Raw genomic sequence first — 19,038 nt, forward strand, 5'->3', positions numbered from 1 at the left:
TGGCCTCAGGCCGCTGCGCGCGGCGAGAGATAGTCGAGCAGCATCGCCAGCTCGTCGCGCAGTTCGTGGCGATGGACCACGCGATCGACCATGCCGTGTTCGTGCAGGTATTCGGCGCGCTGGAACCCGTCGGGCAACTGCTCGCGAATGGTGTTCTGGATCACGCGTGCCCCGGCGAAGCCGATCAGGCAGCCGGGCTCGGCGATGTGGACGTCGCCGAGCATCGCATAGCTCGCGGTGACGCCGCCCGTGGTCGGGTCGGTCAGCACGACAATGTAAGGAAGGCCCGCTTCCTTGAGGCGGCGCACCGCGACCGTCGTCTTGGGCATCTGCATCAGGCTGAGGATGCCCTCCTGCATGCGCGCGCCGCCGGCGGCGGTGCAGATCACGTAGGGCACGCGGTCCTTGAGCGCGCGGTCGACGCCATGGACGAAGGCACTGCCCACCGCCATGCCCATCGACCCGCCCATGAAGGCGAAATCCTGCACGCCGAGCACCACGCGGTGGCCCTTGATCGCGCCTGCCGCATTGGTCAGCGCATCGGGATGCGGGTTCTTTGCGCGCGCCTGCTTGAGCCGCGCGGGGTAAGCCTTCGTATCCTTGAACTTGAGCGGGTCCTCGCGGACCTGCGGCGTCGGCAGGACCTCGTAACCCTGGTCAAGCAGGATGGCGAAGCGCATGTCGGTGCCGATGCGCCCGTGATGGTCGCATTTGGGGCAGACGCGCGCGTTCTCGTCATATTCCTTGGTGAACACCATCTCGTCGCAAGCGGGACACTTGATCCAGAGATTGTCGGCGGTTTCCCGCTTGGCACCGAAGGGAAGCGAATTGCGAACACGTGATAGCCAGCTCATGGCTGAGCCCTTTCGGCGCTGTGGACCGCCTTGGCAAGGGCCGAGACGGCCTCGCGCAGCCTGTCGGGCGCGTTTTCGCCGTGCTCGCCAACCAGCTCGACCAGCGCCGATCCGACCACCACGCCATCGGCATGGGCGGCGATGTCGGCCGCCTGTTCGGGCGTGCGTACGCCGAAGCCGACCGCCACCGGCAGATCGGTCTGCGCTTTCAGCCGCGCGACCGCTTCGGCGATCGAACCGCTCGCGGCCTGCTGCTTGCCGGTGATCCCGGCGACAGAGACGTAATAGAGGAAGCCTCCCGCGCCCTCGAGCACTTGCGGCAGGCGTGCGTCATGGGTGGTCGGCGTGGCGAGGCGGATCACGGCGATCCCCGCGTCGCGCAGCGCCGGTCCGAGGTCCTCGTCCTCCTCGGGGCCCAAATCGACGCAGATCACCCCGTCGACGCCGGCATCGGCAGCGGCTGAAGCGAACCATTCGGGCCCGCGCCGCACCATCGGATTGGCATAGCCCATCAGCACCAGCGGCACGTCCGGATGCCGCGCGCGGAACCTCGTCGCGATCGCGAGCACGTCGGCGGTGGTCGTGCCCTTGCCGAGACTGCGCAGGTTGGCGGCCTGGATCGCCGGTCCGTCGGCCATCGGATCGGTGAAGGGCATGCCGAGCTCGATCACATCGGCGCCGCCCGCGACCAGCGCATCGAGATTGGCGTCGGTATCGCCGTCGCCCGCCGTCACGAAGCAGACGAGCGCGGGGTGCGCTTTGGCGAAGGCGTTGGAGAGGCGATTCGCGGGGTTATCGTTCATTTCGGGGGGCTCGAAGCTGAAGGCATGGACCGGGTGTTACACTGTTCAGGGGAAGAAAAATCGGCGGGGGTCGAGCGGGGGGGGGCGTGAAAGTGGCCGTAGAGGGCGGGATCGCTGCGGTCATCAATCTAAGATGGCACACCCAAAGCTATGTAGGACAGCTTACCTATATCGCTAACATCATCCCTTTTTCTGAAAGCGGGATCTGGTTGCGAACCAAATCTTGACAGCAGCCAACGCGCAGAGGGCGATAAACAAGCACAGAAAAATTGCCGTCTTCCATAAGGGCGTCCAGCTGCCACAGCCATCAAACATGAGCACGTTAGGCGGGAGTTCGAGCTCAGGACAGAATAGATCGTTGAGCCACAGTGACTGATGGAAGATTGCGGCGATTCCTAGCGCCGCGACGAGAGCGGATACGTTGCGATAAGCAGCGAGCGCAATCTTGGTGGTTCGAGCTTCAACAAAATCAGCGAAATGCCAGAGTGCGACCGGTAAGAACATCCACTGGAAGAAATCGATTGCTCCGAACAGGGTGATGATTTGATCTGAGAATGGACGATTGAGCGCGTACGTTTTTGGTAGCCAAGTAAACCATTCATGTAATGCCATAAGGGACGACATCAGCATAAGAAGCATCATGCTGGTCAGCCAATTGACTAGCTTGAGGCGGTATTCGGCGCTCAACTTTTCACATCTCCACCCCCAGCGCATCGGCCACGGTGAAGATGTCCTTGTCCCCGCGACCACACAGGTTCGCCAGGATGATCGCATCGCACGGCATCTCCCGCGCCCGCTCGGCCACCGCCGCAATCGCGTGACTGGGCTCCAGGGCGGGGATGATGCCTTCGGTGCGACACAACAGCTGGAAGGCGTCGAGCGCCTGCTTGTCGGTGATCGCGGTGTATTCGACGCGGCCCGATTCCTTGAGCCACGAATGTTCGGGGCCGATGCCGGGATAGTCGAGCCCGGCGCTGATCGAGTGGCCTTCGGTGATCTGGCCGTCCTCGTCCTGCAGGAGGTACGTCTTGTTGCCGTGGAGGACGCCGGGCGCGCCGCCGAGCAGGGACGCGGCGTGTTCATTGCCGTCGAGCCCGCGACCCGCCGCCTCGACCCCGAGCATCTTCACGTCCGCGTCGTCGAGGAAAGGGTGGAACAGGCCGAGCGCGTTCGAGCCGCCGCCGATCGCGGCGACCAGCAGGTCGGGCAGGCGGCCGATGCGGTCCTGCATCTGCACGCGCGCTTCCTTGCCGATCACGCTCTGGAAATCGCGCACGAGCTCTGGGTAGGGATGCGGGCCCGCGGCGGTGCCGATGATGTAGAAGGTGTCGTGGACGTTCGCGACCCAGTCGCGCAGCCCCTCGTTCATCGCGTCCTTCAACGTCGCGCGGCCGCTGGTGACCGGGATCACCTCGGCGCCGAGCAGTTTCATCCGGAACACGTTGGGCTGCTGCCGTTCGACGTCGGTCGCGCCCATATAGACGGTGCAGGGCAGGCCGAAGCGCGCGCAGACGGTGGCGGTGGCGACGCCGTGCTGGCCTGCGCCGGTCTCGGCGATGATCCGCGTCTTGCCCATGCGGCGGGCGAGCAGGATCTGGCCTATGCAATTGTTGATCTTGTGCGCGCCGGTGTGATTGAGCTCGTCGCGCTTGAACCAGACTTGCGCGCCCCGTTTTTCGCCATTTGGGCCGTCGGGCGCGGACTTCCGCAGCTCCTCGGTCAGCCGCTCGGCGTAATAGAGCGGGCTGGGTCGGCCGACATAATGTTCGAGCAAATCGTCGAACTCGGCCTGGAATTCGGGATCGGCCTGCGCCGCGCGGTATTCGCGCTCGAGATCGAGCACGAGCGGCATCAGCGTTTCGGCGACGTAGCGCCCTCCGAACTGGCCGAAATGGCCGCGTTCGTCGGGCTGATTGCGATAGGAATTGGGGGTCTGGTCGGTCATGCGTTTCTCGCCGCCTCGCAAAACGCGCGGATCTTCTCCAGGTCCTTGACCCCGGGCTCGCTTTCGGTGCCGCTCGAGGTGTCGACCAGCATGGCGTCGGTCTCGCGGATCGCCTGTGCGACGTTGTCCGGGTCGAGACCGCCGGCGAGCCCATAGGGCAACTTGCCGTCATACCCCTTGAGCAGCGTCCAGTCGAAGGCGGTGCCGTTGCCGCCGGGCAGCTTCTGTGCCGGTGCGTCGAACAGCAGCATGTCGGCCGCGCCTTCATAGGCCTTGGCGCGTTCGAGCGTCTGCGCGTTCTGGAGGCCGCGTGCCTTCCACACCTCGACGGGGGCATTTTCCTTGACGACCTTGAGCCATTCGGCGGTTTCGCTGCCGTGGAACTGGACCACATCGGGGCGCACCGCCTCGATCGCGAGTGCGGTCGGCTTGGGTTCCTGGTTGACCAGCAGCAGCACGACCTTGAGCGAGGAGGGCGCGCGCATCCGCAGCTTGGCCGCCTGGTCGAGCGTGACGTGGCGCGGGCTCGGCTCGTAATGGACGAGCCCGATATGGGTCGCCCCGGCCTCCGCCGCCGCGTCCATCGCCGCCTCGTCGCGAATGCCGCAAATCTTGATCTGGATGCTCATGCGCGCACCGATTACGCGGTTATGCGCCGCGCGCAACCCCGGCGATCGGGACTGGCGATCGGGCTTATCGGCGCGCATCCTCCGCCATGCGTATCGTATGGCGGATCGCCTCGCGGCCTTCGGGGGCGGAATGGCTCATCAGGATGGTCGAGGCGGCGGGAAAGGCCGCGCCGAAGCGGCGCGCGGCCGCGGCGTAATTCGCGACGTCCGCATCGGCGAGATTGCCGAGGCTGCGCGCGCCAGCGCCCTTGATCAGGCATCCGCCGAAGGCGACCCCCGGCTCGGGCTGGACGGTGATGTTGTCGCTTGTGTGGCCGGGGCCCGGGTAGAACAGCTTAATTGGCCCGAGCGCTGCGGTGGCGGGACCGGTGGCGAAACCGTCGGCGCCAAAGTCGATCGTGTTCCTTGCGGGCTCGAAATCGACCGTCGGGGCGAGTTCGTTGGTGAGCGCATGGGCCCAGGTCTCGACCCCGGCGCGGTGGAGCGCGCCGATTCCGCCCATCTTGTCCTGGTGGAAATGGGTGATCACCGCCGCGCGGACCGGGCGGTCGAGCACCGCGGCGGCATAGCGCAGGATGTCTTCGGTCTGCGGTTCGGTCCACGCCGTGTCGACCAGCACCGCGTCATCGTCGCGCAGCACGATCATCCCGTTCGACGCAATCGGCCCGGTGCCGGGAAGGTCGAGATAGGAAGTGTGCATCCACACGTCGTTTGTAATTCGGCTCAGCACGATCTCGCCGAACTCGACACGTTCCTCGATCTGTCGGCTTTCGGTGACGCGATACTCGTCCTTCGGCATCGAAATGCAGGACGACAGGGCGAGCAGGGCGGCGAGGGCGGCGAACCGCTTCACAGCGTCGCCTCGATCTCCCGCGCAGCCTGGACCGGGTCCTCGGCCTTGGCGATCGGGCGGCCGATCACGAGCACGCCGGCGCCGTCGTCGCGCGCCTGGCGGGGGGTGACCACACGCTTCTGGTCGCCGGTCGCCTTGCCGCCGGGCCGCAGGCCGGGGACGACGAAATAGCCGTCCTTCCACTGCTTGCGCACCGCTCCGACCTCGTGGCCCGAACACACGATTCCGTCGAGACCGGCTTTTTCGGCGAGTTCGGCGAGGCGCATGACCTGGTCGTGCGGCTTACCGTTGATGCCGGTGCGCTCCATGTCGCGATCGTCGAGACTGGTAAGCAGCGTCACCGCGACCACTTTCGTATGCTCGCCCGCCGCCGCCTTGGCGTCCTCCATCATCGCCCGCCCGCCGCTGGCATGGACGGTGACGATCGCGGGTTCGAGCACGTGCAGCGAATGCATCGCGCCGGCGACGGTGTTGGGAATATCGTGCAGTTTCAGGTCGAGGAAGATCGGCAGTCCGAGATGGGCGATCTCGTGGACGCCGTGGTGGCCGTGCGCGCAGAAGAACTCGAGCCCGAGCTTGAATCCGCCGACATGGCCCTTGACCTGCTTCGCGAGCGCCTTGGCGGCGTCGAGCCGCGGAACGTCGAGCGCGAGGAAGACCGGGTTGTGGTTCATGTGCCCGCTTCTTTTTGGGGATTGGTCGGGCTCAGCGGGCTGTCTTCCGCAGGCGTATCGGGATCGGGATCGACCGAATCCGGAATGCCGTCGCCATCGCGATCGCGGATGCGCTCGGTGTTGGCCTTGGCGTAGTTGAGCGAATTGGCCTTCTGCGCATTCTCGAGCGCGGCGATGCGGCGCTTGAGCCGCCATTTCTCGCCGCGATGGAACAGCCACATCGGCACGAAACCGATCAGGAAGCTGACGATCACCAGCGCGGGGATCTTCGTGTCGAGGACGATCCCTTCCCAGATCTGGACCGTCACCTGCGGTTCCCAGTTCGCCACCGAGAAAGCGACCAGCACCACGAGGAGCAGCGCCCACAGGATCGTCTTCAGGACTTGCATCGGTTCAATCTCCGCCCTTTTTCTGCCGTCCTAGCGGGTTGCGCGGAAACTGGCGAGTCCCCGTGCCGGGGCGGGTTCAGCCCTCTTCCTGTTCTTCGGCGAAGACGCGTTCGAAAATCGTATCGACATGCTTGAAGTGGTATTCGAGGTCGAATTTCTCTTCGAGCTGCGCGTCGGAAAGCACCCCGGTGACCTCGTCGTCGGCCTTGAGCAGGTCGAGCAGCGAAAGCCTGCCGTCCGATTCCCACACCTTCATCGCGTTGCGCTGGACCGCGGCATAGGCGTTCTCGCGGCTCATCCCGTTTTGGGTGAGGGCGAGCAGCACGCGCTGCGAGTGCACCAGACCACCCATCCGGTCGAGATTGGCCTGCATGCGTTCGGGATAGACGAGCAGCTTGTCGATCACCCCGGTGAGCCGCGCGAGCGCGAAATCGAGCGTGATGCAGGCATCGGGCCCGATGAAGCGTTCGACCGAGGAGTGCGAGATATCGCGCTCGTGCCACAGCGCCACGTTCTCCATCGCGGGGAGCGCATAGGCGCGGATCATGCGCGCCTGCCCGGTGAGGTTCTCGGTCAGGATCGGGTTGCGCTTGTGCGGCATCGCCGACGAACCCTTCTGGCCGGGCGAGAAATACTCCTCGGCTTCGAGCACTTCGGTACGCTGGAGGTGCCGCACCTCGACCGCGATGCGCTCGATCGAGCTGGCGATCACGGCCAACGTGGCGAAGAACATCGCGTGGCGATCGCGCGGGATGACCTGGGTCGAGACCGGCTCGGGCACCAGTCCCATCTCGGCGGCGACATGCGCCTCGACCTGCGGATCGATATTGGCGAAGGTGCCGACCGCCCCGCTGATCGCGCAGGTCGCGATCTCGGCGCGGGCATCCCACAGCCGCTCGCGATTGCGCTTCATCTCGGCATAGGCCTGCGCGAGCTTGAGGCCGAAGGTGACCGGCTCGGCATGGATGCCGTGGCTGCGACCGATCGTGGGGGTATACTTGTGTTCCTCGGCACGTCGGGCGATCGCCTCGAGCAATGCGTCCATATCCTCGAGCAGCAGGTCGGCCGAACGCATAAGCTGGACCGCCAGCGTGGTATCGAGCACGTCCGAGCTGGTCATGCCCTGGTGGAGGAACCGGGCCTCGTCACCGACATTGTCCGCCACCCAGGTGAGGAAGGCGATCACGTCGTGCTTGGTCACGCGTTCGATATCGTCGATCGCATCGACGTCGATCTTCGGGTTCGTCGCCCACCAGTCCCACAGCGCCTTGGCCGCGCTTTCGGGCACGACGCCGAGTTCGGCGAGCTTGCTGGTCGCATGCGCCTCGATCTCGAACCAGATGCGGTATTTCGCCTCCGGTTCCCAGATGGCGGTCATATCGGGGCGGGCGTAACGGGGGACCATGGTCGACTCCGGGAAGAGGGGGATGGGCTGCGCTGCGCGCCTATGGGGCGCGTGCCCGCTTGGCAAGGTCGCTTGCGGCGCAAGCGGCGGTTAACCACCTTCGAACGAGCGATTGCGTTGCACCGACAGTCCGTGCATCATGGGCGGCGAAACGATTGAATTGTCGAAGGGTCCCGCGCGTGAACATGCACCATCTCCTGTCCGCCACCGCGATCGTCGCGGTCTGCGCAACCCCCGCCGTCGCGGGTGAAGAAATCATCTACGAGGAGGTGCCGTCCTGGGTCGTCGCGCCCGATCTCGATGCGGCGATGGAGAAGGACGAGACGCTCGTGCTGATCGACCGGCAGGTGCGGATGGAAGACGGCGTCGTGCACGATTATTTCGACGTCGCGATCAAGATGGAAAACCCGCAGGTCGTCACCCAGCTCGGTACGCCGCAGCTGCAATGGCAGCCCGACAAGGGCGATCTGCGCGTCCACCGGATTCAGATCATCCGCGACGGCGAGGTGATCGACGTGCTCGCCGACGGCACCAAGCTCGAGGTGATCCGGCGCGAACGCCAGCTCGAAAGCCGGCTGATCGACGGCATGCTTACCGGAACGATGGCCGTGCCCGGCCTGCGGGTCGGTGACGTGCTTCGGATGTCGCATTCGACGACCAAGCGCGACCAGGCGCTCGATGGCGAGATGCAGGTGCTCCAGGGGATCCTGCCCGAGCCGATGGAGATGGGCTACGGCCGCATCCGCGTGAGCTGGCCGGAAGACGAGCCGATGCGTTACAATGCCACCCGCGATTTCGCGTTGGCCGAGCCGGTGATCGAGGACGGCTACAAGGTCCTGTCGGTCGAATTCCCGATCCCCGAACTCGACGAGATGCCCGACGATGCTCCGCGCCGCTATCGCATGCCGCCTCTGCTCCAGGTTGGCACCTATGACAGCTGGCGCGAATTGTCGGCGCAGATGGCGACCCATTTCACCACCGAGGGCACGATCGATCCCGAAGGCGAAATCGCGGCGAAGATCGCCGAGATCGAAGCCAAGACCGACAAACAGCTCGAACGCGCGGCGCTGGCGCTGCAGATCGTGCAGGACGACGTCGCCTATCACCTCAACGGTCTCGATGGCGGCAACTATCTGCCGCAAAGCCCGGAAGACACGTGGGAGCTGCGCTATGGCGACTGCAAGGCCAAGTCGCTGCTGCTGCTCGCCATGCTGCGCGAGATGGGGATCGAGAGCGAAGCGGTGCTGGTCCATTCGAGCTCGGGCGACTGGGTGCCCGACATGCTCCCGATGCCGGGCAATTTCGACCACATGATCGTCCACGCCGTCATCGATGGCGAGGATTACTGGCTCGACGGCACCAATGCCGGCGTTCGCCTCGCGACGATCGGCGAGGTCCCGCCGTTCTTCAATGCGCTGCCGCTGCGCCCCGAAGGTGCCGAACTGATGCCGATGACGCAGCGCTGGCCGAGCGTCCCCGATCGCACCGCGGTGGTCGAAATCGATCATTCGGCAGGTTTCGATTATCCGGCGATGTTCTCGATCGACGTCACGCTTGAAGGCACGATGGCGACACGGCTGCGCGATCCGGCAGAAGAAAGCGACCGCGAGAAGGTGCTCGATTTCGCCAGCAATTTCGCGCGCAACCTCGTCGGCACCAATTTCGTCAAGGACGCGACCGTCACCTTCGACGAGGACAGCGGACAGGCCCGGCTCGAAGCCGAAGGCGTGACCTATAGCTGGTGGGAGTTCGAGCGCGGGCGCGCCAAGCTGACGCCGTATGTGTCGAGCAACGATTTCGGCTTCTCGCCCGATCGCGCACGTCGCGAATGGCGCGATATTCCCTACCAGAGCGGGGGCCCCGTGCGCTGGCGCGAGGATTTGCGGATCGAACTGCCGCAGGGCGATGTCGCCTACGACCTGCGCGGCGTCGAGGTGCGCGAAGAAGAAATCGCAGGCACGCGGATTTCGCGCAGCGCCACGCTCGACGGCGCGAGCCTGCGGGTGCAGTCCGACAAGGCCGAAATCCCGGTCGAGATCCCGGCCTCGGCTTTTGCCGAGAACCGCCGCGCGGCGTCGCGGCTGGGTAGCGGCGACTACGTCGTCCGCGTCAGCGAGGGGGCCAAGCGTTATTGGGAATACTCGGCCGAGGAAGCCGAACGCCTGATGGCACCGATGGAAGCCGCGCTCGACGCCTATGTCGACACCGATCCAGACGAAGCCTCGCGCCATATCCGCCGCGCCGAAATGCGCGTCTTCACCTATGATTACGCCGCCGCGGCCGAAGATTACACGCGGGCGATCGAACTCGAACCGAGTGCGACGCTCTACAACCAGCGGGCGCAGGCCTATGCCAATGCCGGCGAATGGGACCTCGCGCTCGACGATGCGCTCTATGCCTACGAATTGCAGGGCGATGTCGCGACCGCGCTCAACCTCGCGGCGATCCAGGCCGAAATGGGCGACGTCGATACCGCACTCGCGCTGCTCGAGGAATTCGAGCTCGGCGGCGACGAGCGTGCCACGCTGGCGCAAGTCCGCGCCGAATACGAAGGCGAGGCGGGCCGCCCCGAGGCGGGCTGGGCGATGCTCGAGGACGTCCTGCTCGAACGCCCCGGAGACAGCGAGCTGCTGAATTCGCAGTGCTGGCACATGGGCACGTGGAAATATCGTCTCGACGAAGCCGAGGCAGTGTGCACCGAAGCGGTGCAGGCTTCGCAATACGGGGCCAACGTGCTCGATAGCCGGGCGATGGTCTATTATCGGAATGGCGATTACGACAAGGCGATGCGCGATATCGACGCCGCCTTGCGCAGCGAACCGAGCCTTGCCGCTTCGCGCTACCTCAAGGGCCTGATCCTGATCGAACAGGGCAAGACCGCGGAGGGCCGGCGCGAGATCGCCTATGCCGAGCGGATCTCGCCGCGGATCGTGCGCCAGTACGAGCGCTACGGTATCTCCTCGGCCAAGTGATCGATGCGGGCGAAGGGGCTAGATCAGCCCCTTCGCGCGCAGCGAGGCGTGGCCCTCGCGCCCGACAATCACATGATCGTGGACGGTCACGCCGAGCAGGCGACCGGCCTCGGCGATCCTGCGGGTGATGTCGATATCGGCGCGGCTCGGTTCGGGACTGCCGGAGGGGTGGTTGTGGACGAGGATCAGCGCGGTCGCGCCGATCTCGAGCGCGCGCTTGATGACCTCGCGCGGATGGATCGCGGCCTCGTCGATCGATCCGTCCGACACGCGCTCGTCGAGGATAAGGCGGTTGCGCGCGTCGAGATGGAGGACCCGCACGCGCTCGTGCATCAGGTGCGCCATGTCGATGTGAAGATAGTCGAGCAGCGCCTGCCAGCTTCCCAGAACCGGCCTTTCGGCAACCTTAGAACGCGCCATCCGACGTGCCGCGAGCGCGACGATCTTGAGCGCGGCGGCACTGGTCTCGCCCATCTGCGGGTGATCGGCGAGCGCTTTCGCGTCGGCGTCGAGTACGGCCGAGAGACTGCCGAAACGCGCGATCAGCGATTTGGCGATCGGTTTGGTATCGATCCGCGGGCGCGCGGTTGCGAGCAGGTATTCCAGCACCTCGTAATCCGCCAGCGCCTCGGCCCCGCCTTCGAACAGCCGTTGCCGCAGCCTTGCGCGATGGCCGCTGTTTCCGCCTACATTTGCGTCACTTGCGTCCATCGGGAACGCGCTCCCCCCTGCCGCATTGATGCCCGGCGCAGCATTGCCTTTGCATTGGCGTACGCGCAAGGGGACAGGCATGGCGAAGCGCCGCGACAACAGTGAGGGTGGAATGCCGCCCGTGCCCCGACGGGGCTTCTGGCGGCCGGCGCTGCCATGGATTGTCGTGGTGCTCGCCGTGGTGCTGGGATTCGCCTGGTCGCAGCGCAACGAGATCGCCGACGACATCATCGCTTCCGAACTGGAAAAGCGCGGGATCGAGGCAAGCTACACCGTCGAGCGGATCGGCGGGCGGCGACAGGTGCTGCGTGACCTGGTGCTGGGCGATCCGGATCGGCCCGACGCGACGGTCGAGCGCGCCGAGGTGCGGATCGGATGGACGATGCTCGGGCCTGCGGTGCGCTCGGTCACGCTCGAGCGCGCCCGGCTCTACGGCACACTGCGCGACGGCGAGTTGAGTTTCGGCGCGCTCGATCCGCTGCTGTTCGCCGAAGACGAGCCCGACCGTCCGCCGAGCCTGCCCGATCTCGACGTGACGATCGTCGACGGACGCGCGCGGATCGCGAGCGAATACGGGGTGCTCGGTCTCGTTCTCGAGGGAAGCGGCAACCCAAGCGACGGCTTCGAGGGGCAGCTTGGGGCACTAATGCCCGACCCGCGGTACGCGGGCTGCGAAGCGACGCGCGCGAGTTTCTACGGTACGGTGACAACCAACGACAGCCGCCCGACGTTCGACGGACCCTTGCGCCTTCGCGAGCTTGCCTGCGAAGACCGCCAGATCGCGCTCGCGGCGCTCGATTCCGAGCTCGAACTGACCTTGCCCGCCACTTTCGATGCGGCCGAGGGCGAGCTCGCGATCGAGACCGGGGCGGCGCGCTACGGTGCGTTCGCCGCCCAGGCGCTCGAGGGGAGCGGGCGGTTCGACCTCAAGCCCGGCGAGGCGACCCTCGATTACGACCTCGCGCTGCTCGGGCTCGATACGCCCGAAGCCACGCTGGCGCGGCTCTCGAGCGACGGCGTGGTCCGGTTGCGCGACGATTTCGCGCGACTGGAGTGGTCGGGCGGTTTCGACGGCCGCAATCTGCGACCGGGCGAATCCTTCAATCGCGCGCTCGCCGCGATCGGGAGCGGGGCCAACGACACCCCCTTCGCCCCGCTTGCGGCGAAGCTGCGCGCCGCGCTGTCGCGCCAGACGCTCGGCAGCAGCCTTGAGGGGAACGTAACGCTCCGGCGCGGGGAGGGTACGCTCAGCCTGGTGATCCCCGCCGCGACCTTGCGCAATCGCAATGGCGTGCGGCTCGCCGAACTCAGCCGGTTGCGCTGGAGCAATGCCGAAGGCGGCAATCTCGGCGGCTCGTTCCGGACCGGCGGGCCCGACCTCCCGCGCATGACCGGTTCGCTGACGAGCGCGGCGGGCGGCAGTGCCGTCTGGCAGCTCTCGCTCGAGGAATATGCGGCGCGGTCGAGCCGGATCGCGGCACCCGACCTGCGGATCGTGCAGTCGCCGGACGGTCGCTTCGACCTGACCGGAGATGTCCGGCTGAGCGGCCCGCTGCCAGGCGGTTTCGCGCGCAACCTCGCCTTCCCGCTCGACGCGGTGTTCGAGAAGGATGGGTCGTTCCGCGCCTTCACCCGATGCACGCCGGTCCGTTTCGACCGTTTCGAATACGCCAACCTAAGGCTCGCGCGGCATGCGGTGACCCTGTGTCCGCCGACCGGCAGGGCGATCGTGCGCGGGGGCAACGGACCGCTGCGGATCGTCGCCGGCGCGCCATCGCTCGATCTGGCCGGCACGCTGGCGGGGACCCCGATCCACATTCGCTCGGGGCCGATCGCGATTGCCTATCCCGGGATCGTGCGTGCGAGTGAACTGTGGGTGCATCTTGGCCCGCCCGACAGCGGGGCGGATTTCGTCCTCTCCGATCTAGACGCGGAGCTCGGCGGGAAGGAAATCTCGGGTACCTTCGCCGATACCGAGGCGCGGCTCGTCGCCGTCCCGCTCGATGTCAGCAATGCCGCGGGCGAGTGGCGTTACGCGAATGGCGTGCTGTCTCTCTCTGGAGCCACCTTCCTGTTGGCCGATCGCAACGATCCGCAGCGCTTCTACCCGCTCGACGCGACCGAGGCGGCGTTGACGTTAGAGGACGGCGATATCCGCGCAGAAGCCAACCTGCGCGATCGCGACACCCAGCGTCTCGTCGCCGCGGTCGAGGTCTTTCACGATCTCGCGAGCGGTTCGGGCAATGCCACGCTCGACACCGATGCCCTGCGCTTCGATGCCGCGTTCCAGCCCGAAGACCTGACCTACCTCGCCAAGGGAACGATCGCCAATACGCGCGGGCTCGTGAGCGGGCAGGGGCGGATCCGCTGGGCCGACGGTACGATTGACAGTGGCGGTGAGTATTCCTCCGCCGACCTCGATTTCGCCGCCCCGTTCGGCCCCGTAGAGGGCGCATCGGGCACGCTGGTCTTCACCGACCTTCTCGCGTTCGAGACGGCGCCCAGCCAGACCTTCCAGGTGCGCTCGATCAATCCCGGGATCGAGGTCAATGACGGCGAGATCACGCTGGCGCTGCGGCGTGGCTTCGAAATCGGGATCGAGGGCGGTCGCTGGCCCTTCATGGGCGGCACGCTGACCCTGCGCCCGACCGATGTGCGCTTCGGCGAGGGCGAAGTGCGGCGGTTCACGCTGGTGGTCGACGGCTTGCAGGCCTCGCGCTTCATCGAACGGTTCGAACTCGCCAATCTCAGCGCGACCGGGACCTTCGACGGGCGGTTGCCGCTCGTTTTCGACGATAGCGGTGGCCGGATCGAGGGCGGCGTGCTCGTCTCGCGCCCGCCGGGTGGGAATCTCTCCTATGTCGGCGAACTGACCTATCGCGACCTGTCGACGATGGCGAACCTCGCCTTCAACGTGCTCAAATCGCTCGATTACGCGCAAATGCGGATCAACATGGACGGCGACCTTACCGGCAATATCGTCACCCGCGTCCGCACGTTCGGGGTCCGCCAGGGCGAGGCGGCCGAGCGCAACATCGTGACCCGCAGCCTCGAAGGACTGCCGATCCAGCTCAACCTCAACATCAATGCGCGGTTCTACGAGCTGATCGCGCTGCTCAAGTCGATCTACGATCCCACCGCCCTGCGCGATGCCCGGTCGCTCGGGCTGATCGACGACCAGGGTAATATTATTGCGCGCGAAGTACGCAATCCGCCACCGCCAGACGTCGATCCCTTCGAAGACGAAATAGACGATATTCAGCCTTCCGAAAGCGAGGAACAGCCATGATTTCGACCAATTTCCGGCGCATTTTGGCGCTGGCCGCGATCGCGGCGGGCCTTTCGGGCTGTGTCACCGTCGACGCCCCGACCGAGCCGATCGTGATCGAATTGAACATCAACATCCGCCAGGAAGTGATCTATCGTCTGGCGGCAGACGCGGAAGACGCGATCGACGAAAATGCCGACATCTTCTGATGCGGCCTGAAAGGAGCGAAACGATGATTCGCAAGCTAATGATCACCGCCGCATTGGGCGCGCTCGCGCTGGGCGGCACCGCACAGGCGATGCAGGATCGCGATCCGGCCTACGAGGCGGCGCGTGCATCGGGCAAGGTCGGCGAGAAGGTCGACGGATATCTCGGCATCGTGGGCGAATCGACCCCCGATCTCGAGCGCATCGTCGCCGACATCAATATCCGCCGCCGCGCGGTCTATACCCAGCGCGCCAAGGCGCAGAACGCGACGATCAACGAATACGCGATCTCGGCGGGCTGCAAGCTGATCCTGCGCACCGCGCCCGGCGAAAAATACCAGGCCCCCGACGGCAGCTGGCAGACCCGCACGCAGGATCCCCCGATCCTGCTGCCACAGTGCCCGCGCAGCTGACGCAAACCGCGTCCGCTTCGGTTGACTTGCCACAGGCCCCCTACTAAGGGGGCGGCGCCCTTGGCGGGCAAGTCCGTGCCCGTGCCATCGATCCCTTCAGGAGAGCAGGCATGAGCGAAGACAAACCCGCACGGGATTCAATCGAGGAGGATGCGCGAGTCGACGCGCTCGAAGCGCGGCTTAAAGCCGCCGAGAGCCGCGAAGAATTGCGCAACCGGAAGCAATCCTCGGGTGCCGACGCGAATTATCGCAGCGGCAACCGGGTGCTTGCGGACTTGCTCGGAGGAATCCTCGGCGGAGCGGTGATCGGGTGGGCCATCGGCTTTTTCACCGGCACCAATCCGTGGGCCCTGCTGGTAGGCCTGTTCCTCGGGATCGTGGTCGCCTTCAGGAACATCATTCGCGCGGCAAATGTGCGACCCGACGAATGACCCCTCGCGGGGTTCGGGGCGCGCAGCTTAGAGATTACGAAGGTTAGACTCACGTGGCAGCCGAAGAAGGCAAGGTCGACCCGATGCACCAGTTCGCGATCGAACCGATCGCGGGCACGGAGGCGTGGGAAATCGCCGGTTACAACATCGCTTTCACCAACAGCGCGCTGTGGATGCTCATCACCACGGTGGTGCTGTTCCTGTTCGTTATGGGCGGCATGAAGCGCCAGCTCGTGCCGGGCCGTTGGCAGATGATGGTCGAATCCTTCACCGGCTTCATCGACAACATGCTCGAAGCGAATATCGGCAAGGCGGGGCGCAAATACGTGCCCTACGTCTTCAGCCTGTTCATGTTCATCCTGTTCGCGAACCTGCTCGGCCTGCTGCCGCTGGGCGTGATCGGGCTCCACCCGTTCACCTTCACCAGCCACTTCACCGTGACCGGCATCCTCGCGATCCTCAGCTTCTCGATCGTCCTCATCGTCGGTTTCTGGAAGCACGGCCTCCACTTCTTCTCGCTGTTCGTGCCGCACGGCACCCCGCTGCCGATGATCCCGGTGATCGCGCCGATCGAGTTCATCTCGTTCATGGTGCGCCCGTTCAGCCTCGGCCTGCGTCTGTTCGTCGCGATGATGGCCGGCCACGTCCTGCTGGAAGTCCTGTCGAGTTTCGTGATCGACGGTACCAATGCCGGGATCGGTTTCGGCTTCCTCGTCGGCCTGCCGAGCTTCCTGCTGATGATCGGCATCTGTGCGCTCGAACTGCTGGTCGCGGGCATCCAGGCCTATGTCTTCGCCCTTTTGACGTCGCTGTACATCAACGACGCCGAGAACCTTCACTAATCGTCTCAATCTAACGGAATACCAAAGGAGTTCATTATGGATATGGAAGCTGCCAAGCTCATCGGTGCTGGCCTCGCTGCGATCGGTGCCGGTATGGCCGCCATCGGCGTGGGTAACGTGTTCGGCTCGTTTCTCGAAAGCGCGCTGCGCAACCCGGGTGCCGCCGACGGCCAGCAGGGCCGCCTGTTCATCGGCTTCGCCGCGGCGGAACTTCTGGGCCTGCTGGCCTTCGTCGTCGCGATGATCCTGATCTTCGTCGCCTGACGAATACCTGAACTTGCGGGCCGGGGCAGAGCTCCGGCCCGTCCCATGATTTGACTGTCGAACCGCGAGTGCGTCGATGCCCCAGATAGCCCAGCTTGCCGAAACCTGGTCTAGCCAGTTCTTCTGGCTCGCCGTCTTCTTCGGAATCACCTTCTTCCTGATCGGGATGGGGATGGTGCCGAAGATCATGGACACCGTCGACCAGCGCGACAGCAAGATCGCCGACGACCTCGCCGCGGCCAAGGCCGCCCGCGATGCCGCGGACGAGCAGGAAGAAGCCTGGCGCGTGCGCGAGAACGAAAACCGCGAGAAAGCGCGCGGGATCGTCAACGCGGCGAAGGCCGATGCCGCGGCCAAGTCGGAAAAGACCATCGCGGCCGCGCAGAAGCGTCTCGACAAGAAGCTCGACGAGGCGGAAATCCGCATCGGCGAGGCGCGCAATGCCGCGCTGGCCGAGATCGAAGCGGTCGCCACCGAAGCCGCGCAGGACATCGTCCAGCGCGTGGCCGGTATCAAGGTGACCAAGCCCACTGCGGCCAAGGCCGTCAAGGAGACGCTGGCTCATGGCTAACACGCCCGCCCCCCTGACCACCGGCGCGCCGGAAGCTTATACCGAAGTCGACGCCTCTGGCGCGACGCACGAATCGCCTTCGCTGTGGGGCTTCGAGCCCTATCAGTGGGTCTCGGTCGCGATGCTCGTCCTTCTCGCCTTCGCCTTCATCGGCGCCAAGGTGCACAGGACCATCGCCGGCGGACTCGACAAGAAGATCGCCGATATCCGCGAACAGCTCGACGAGGCGAAGGAGCTGCGCGCCGAGGCCGAGGCGCTGCGCAACGAATACGCCGCCAAGATCGCCAACGCCGAGAAGGACGCCGAGGCGATGATCGAAAGCGCCAAGGGCGAAGCCGAAGGCATCGTCGCCAAGGCGGAGGCCGACAGCAAGGCGATCGTCGAACGCCGCAAGCGGATGGCCGAGGACCGCATCGCGGCCGCCGAGCGCGACGCGCTGGACGAGGTGCGCAACCGCGCCGTCACAGCCGCCACCGCAGCGGCCGGCACGCTGATCGACGACAGGTTCGACGCTGACGCCGATCGCGCGCTGGCCGACAAGGTGATCGCCGACATCTGATCGGGCGACACACTGCGAATTTCGAAAGGGCGGCCTAAGGGTCGCCCTTTTTCGTTGGCGGGTGCGATCAGTCGAAGATCGACAGGTCGAGCGGTTCGGATTCGCCGAACCAGACCACGTGTCGGGTATGATCGGCGAGATCGTCCCCGCTGAGGCCATGCGCGAAGATCGTGAGGTCTCCGCGCGCCTCGGCCGCCCACACGGCGAATTCACCGAATTGCGCCGGGCGGAGTGTCAGCTGGCAGGATCCGCGCGGATGGGGCCCGACCGGCGCGATATGGAAATGTCCGACCGGACAGCCGAACCGGTCCTTTGCGCGGGCCGCGAAATGTTGGGCTTCATCCAGCTCGTCTGCATCGAAGTAGATATGCGCATGGAAGCCCTTGATCGTCATCAGAACGCGTCCTTGGCAGCCCTCAGTGCGGCGAAAGTCTCGTGTGGGGCCTCGCCGCCCCAGCGCGCCTGCATCTCGTCGTCGTCGGCGCGGAGGAAGGGATTGGTCTCGAGCTCGCGATCGAGCGGGAACGGCACGGTGGGCTCGCCCGCCTCGCGCTTGGCGTCGATTTCCCTGGCATAGGCAGCCAGCGCATCGTTGCCAGGATCGGCATGGAGCGCGAACTGCGCGTTCGCTTGCGTGTATTCGTGGGCGCAATACATCGTCGTGTCGGCGGGCAGGGTCTTCAATCGCGACAGGCTGTCCCAGAACTGTCCGGGCTCGCCCTCGAACATCCGCCCGCAGCCGAGCGCGAACAGCGCATCGCCGACGAAGGCGATCCCGTCATCGGCGAGGTGGAAGGCGATGTGGCCGTTGGTGTGGCCGGAGACGTCGATCACGCGCGCCGTGTGGTCGCCCAGCGAGACCGTGTCGCCGTGCGCGACCTCGCGATCGATCGGCGAGAGCTTCTCGACTTCCTGCGGGGCGATCACTTTCGCGCCGGTCGCTTCGACGATCGCCTTGTTCCCGCCGGCATGGTCGGGATGCCAGTGCGTGTTCCAGATATGGGTGATCTTCCACCCCTTGGCTTCGGCCTGCTTCAGGTATTCGGCGCCATCGGGCGTATCGATGCAGGTCGTCTCGCCGCTGGCGGGATCGTGGACGAGGAAGCCGTAATTGTCGGACAGGCAGGGGAACTGGTGGATCTGGAGCATGCCCATGAAGGTAGGCGCCCGTCTCGCCGTAGAAAAGGCCCGCCATAGAAAAGGCCCGCCGCTCCGGTGGGGAGGGCGGGCCTTCGCTATCCGCTGGTGC

General features: G+C 65.6%; 21 protein-coding genes. 9 read left to right on the forward strand and 12 right to left on the reverse strand.

Going from position 1 to position 19,038, the window contains the following annotated elements; genetic code table 11:
• Positions 1–5: 5 nt before the first annotated feature.
• The 9 genes from accD to purB all read right to left on the reverse strand — a co-directional run bounded on the left by accD (position 6) and on the right by purB (position 7,552).
• Positions 6–854, reverse strand: a complete 849-nt coding sequence (accD, locus tag IEW49_RS04380; protein WP_188641536.1) for an acetyl-CoA carboxylase, carboxyltransferase subunit beta — start codon at positions 852–854, stop codon at positions 6–8.
• The gene (gene trpA, locus IEW49_RS04385) at positions 851–1,657 is read right to left on the reverse strand and encodes a tryptophan synthase subunit alpha (RefSeq protein WP_188641537.1); all 807 of its coding nucleotides are present in this window, start codon (positions 1,655–1,657) and stop codon (positions 851–853) included. Before trpA ends, accD begins: the two co-directional genes overlap by 4 nt.
• Before the next feature lie 180 nt (positions 1,658–1,837).
• The gene (locus IEW49_RS04390) at positions 1,838–2,344 is read right to left on the reverse strand and encodes a hypothetical protein (protein WP_188641538.1); all 507 of its coding nucleotides are present in this window, start codon (positions 2,342–2,344) and stop codon (positions 1,838–1,840) included.
• Between the two features lie 4 nt (positions 2,345–2,348).
• The gene (gene trpB / locus IEW49_RS04395) at positions 2,349–3,602 is read right to left on the reverse strand and encodes a tryptophan synthase subunit beta (protein WP_188641539.1); all 1,254 of its coding nucleotides are present in this window, start codon (positions 3,600–3,602) and stop codon (positions 2,349–2,351) included.
• On the reverse strand, positions 3,599–4,231 hold the full coding sequence (locus IEW49_RS04400; protein WP_188641540.1) for a phosphoribosylanthranilate isomerase: 633 nt from the start codon (positions 4,229–4,231) through the stop codon (positions 3,599–3,601). The genes trpB and IEW49_RS04400 overlap by 4 nt, the downstream gene beginning before the upstream one ends.
• Before the next feature lie 64 nt (positions 4,232–4,295).
• A complete protein-coding gene (gene bla, locus IEW49_RS04405; protein ID WP_188643086.1) occupies positions 4,296–5,030 on the reverse strand; it encodes a subclass B1 metallo-beta-lactamase in 735 nt (244 codons plus the stop codon).
• 50 nt (positions 5,031–5,080) lie between these two features.
• A complete protein-coding gene (pyrF, locus tag IEW49_RS04410; RefSeq protein WP_188641541.1) occupies positions 5,081–5,758 on the reverse strand; it encodes an orotidine-5'-phosphate decarboxylase in 678 nt (225 codons plus the stop codon).
• The gene (locus tag IEW49_RS04415) at positions 5,755–6,147 is read right to left on the reverse strand and encodes a LapA family protein (protein WP_188641542.1); all 393 of its coding nucleotides are present in this window, start codon (positions 6,145–6,147) and stop codon (positions 5,755–5,757) included. The genes pyrF and IEW49_RS04415 overlap by 4 nt, the downstream gene beginning before the upstream one ends.
• 76 nt (positions 6,148–6,223) lie before the next feature.
• A complete protein-coding gene (gene purB / locus IEW49_RS04420; RefSeq protein ID WP_188641543.1) occupies positions 6,224–7,552 on the reverse strand; it encodes an adenylosuccinate lyase in 1,329 nt (442 codons plus the stop codon).
• 185 nt (positions 7,553–7,737) lie between these two features.
• Here purB and IEW49_RS04425 point away from each other — a divergent pair, with 185 nt between their 5' ends.
• Positions 7,738–10,524: a DUF3857 domain-containing protein gene (locus IEW49_RS04425; RefSeq protein ID WP_229658209.1), complete on the forward strand. Its 2,787-nt coding sequence runs from the start codon at positions 7,738–7,740 to the stop codon at positions 10,522–10,524.
• A gap of 18 nt (positions 10,525–10,542) precedes the next feature.
• Here the strand turns inward: IEW49_RS04425 and radC are convergent, their stop codons facing one another.
• A complete protein-coding gene (gene radC, locus IEW49_RS04430) occupies positions 10,543–11,235 on the reverse strand; it encodes a RadC family protein (protein ID WP_229658079.1) in 693 nt (230 codons plus the stop codon).
• A gap of 79 nt (positions 11,236–11,314) precedes the next feature.
• Here radC and IEW49_RS04435 point away from each other — a divergent pair, with 79 nt between their 5' ends.
• From IEW49_RS04435 to IEW49_RS04470, 8 genes are all read left to right on the forward strand, one after another.
• Entirely contained in the window at positions 11,315–14,524 is a 3,210-nt protein-coding gene (locus tag IEW49_RS04435) for an intermembrane phospholipid transport protein YdbH family protein (RefSeq protein ID WP_229658080.1), read from the forward strand.
• Entirely contained in the window at positions 14,521–14,712 is a 192-nt protein-coding gene (locus IEW49_RS04440; RefSeq protein WP_188641546.1) for a YnbE family lipoprotein, read from the forward strand. Before IEW49_RS04435 ends, IEW49_RS04440 begins: the two co-directional genes overlap by 4 nt.
• Before the next feature lie 23 nt (positions 14,713–14,735).
• The gene (locus IEW49_RS04445) at positions 14,736–15,122 is read left to right on the forward strand and encodes a YdbL family probable chaperone protein (RefSeq protein ID WP_229658081.1); all 387 of its coding nucleotides are present in this window, start codon (positions 14,736–14,738) and stop codon (positions 15,120–15,122) included.
• Positions 15,123–15,232: 110 nt separating this feature from the next.
• Complete coding sequence (locus tag IEW49_RS04450) at positions 15,233–15,553, forward strand: AtpZ/AtpI family protein (protein WP_188641547.1); 321 nt, start codon at positions 15,233–15,235, stop codon at positions 15,551–15,553.
• Between the two features lie 83 nt (positions 15,554–15,636).
• Entirely contained in the window at positions 15,637–16,395 is a 759-nt protein-coding gene (locus IEW49_RS04455; RefSeq protein ID WP_188643089.1) for a F0F1 ATP synthase subunit A, read from the forward strand.
• 36 nt (positions 16,396–16,431) lie between these two features.
• Positions 16,432–16,659 carry a F0F1 ATP synthase subunit C gene (locus IEW49_RS04460; RefSeq protein ID WP_057884388.1) on the forward strand — a complete coding sequence of 76 codons (228 nt, stop codon included), beginning with the start codon at positions 16,432–16,434 and terminating at the stop codon, positions 16,657–16,659.
• A gap of 76 nt (positions 16,660–16,735) precedes the next feature.
• Complete coding sequence (locus IEW49_RS04465) at positions 16,736–17,230, forward strand: F0F1 ATP synthase subunit B family protein (protein ID WP_188641548.1); 495 nt, start codon at positions 16,736–16,738, stop codon at positions 17,228–17,230.
• Entirely contained in the window at positions 17,223–17,789 is a 567-nt protein-coding gene (locus IEW49_RS04470; RefSeq protein WP_188641549.1) for a F0F1 ATP synthase subunit B family protein, read from the forward strand. Before IEW49_RS04465 ends, IEW49_RS04470 begins: the two co-directional genes overlap by 8 nt.
• A gap of 67 nt (positions 17,790–17,856) precedes the next feature.
• Here IEW49_RS04470 and IEW49_RS04475 read toward each other — a convergent pair whose 3' ends face one another.
• Together IEW49_RS04475 and gloB are read right to left on the reverse strand one after the other, a co-directional pair.
• Positions 17,857–18,183 carry a DOPA 4,5-dioxygenase family protein gene (locus tag IEW49_RS04475; protein WP_188641550.1) on the reverse strand — a complete coding sequence of 109 codons (327 nt, stop codon included), beginning with the start codon at positions 18,181–18,183 and terminating at the stop codon, positions 17,857–17,859.
• Positions 18,183–18,938 (reverse strand): hydroxyacylglutathione hydrolase, encoded by a 756-nt coding sequence (gloB, locus tag IEW49_RS04480; RefSeq protein WP_188641551.1) that lies wholly within the window; start codon positions 18,936–18,938, stop codon positions 18,183–18,185. The genes IEW49_RS04475 and gloB overlap by 1 nt, the downstream gene beginning before the upstream one ends.
• Positions 18,939–19,038 lie beyond the last annotated feature (100 nt).

Source organism: Pseudoblastomonas marina, from assembly GCF_014641655.1.
GTDB lineage: Bacteria > Pseudomonadota > Alphaproteobacteria > Sphingomonadales > Sphingomonadaceae > Alteriqipengyuania_A > Alteriqipengyuania_A marina.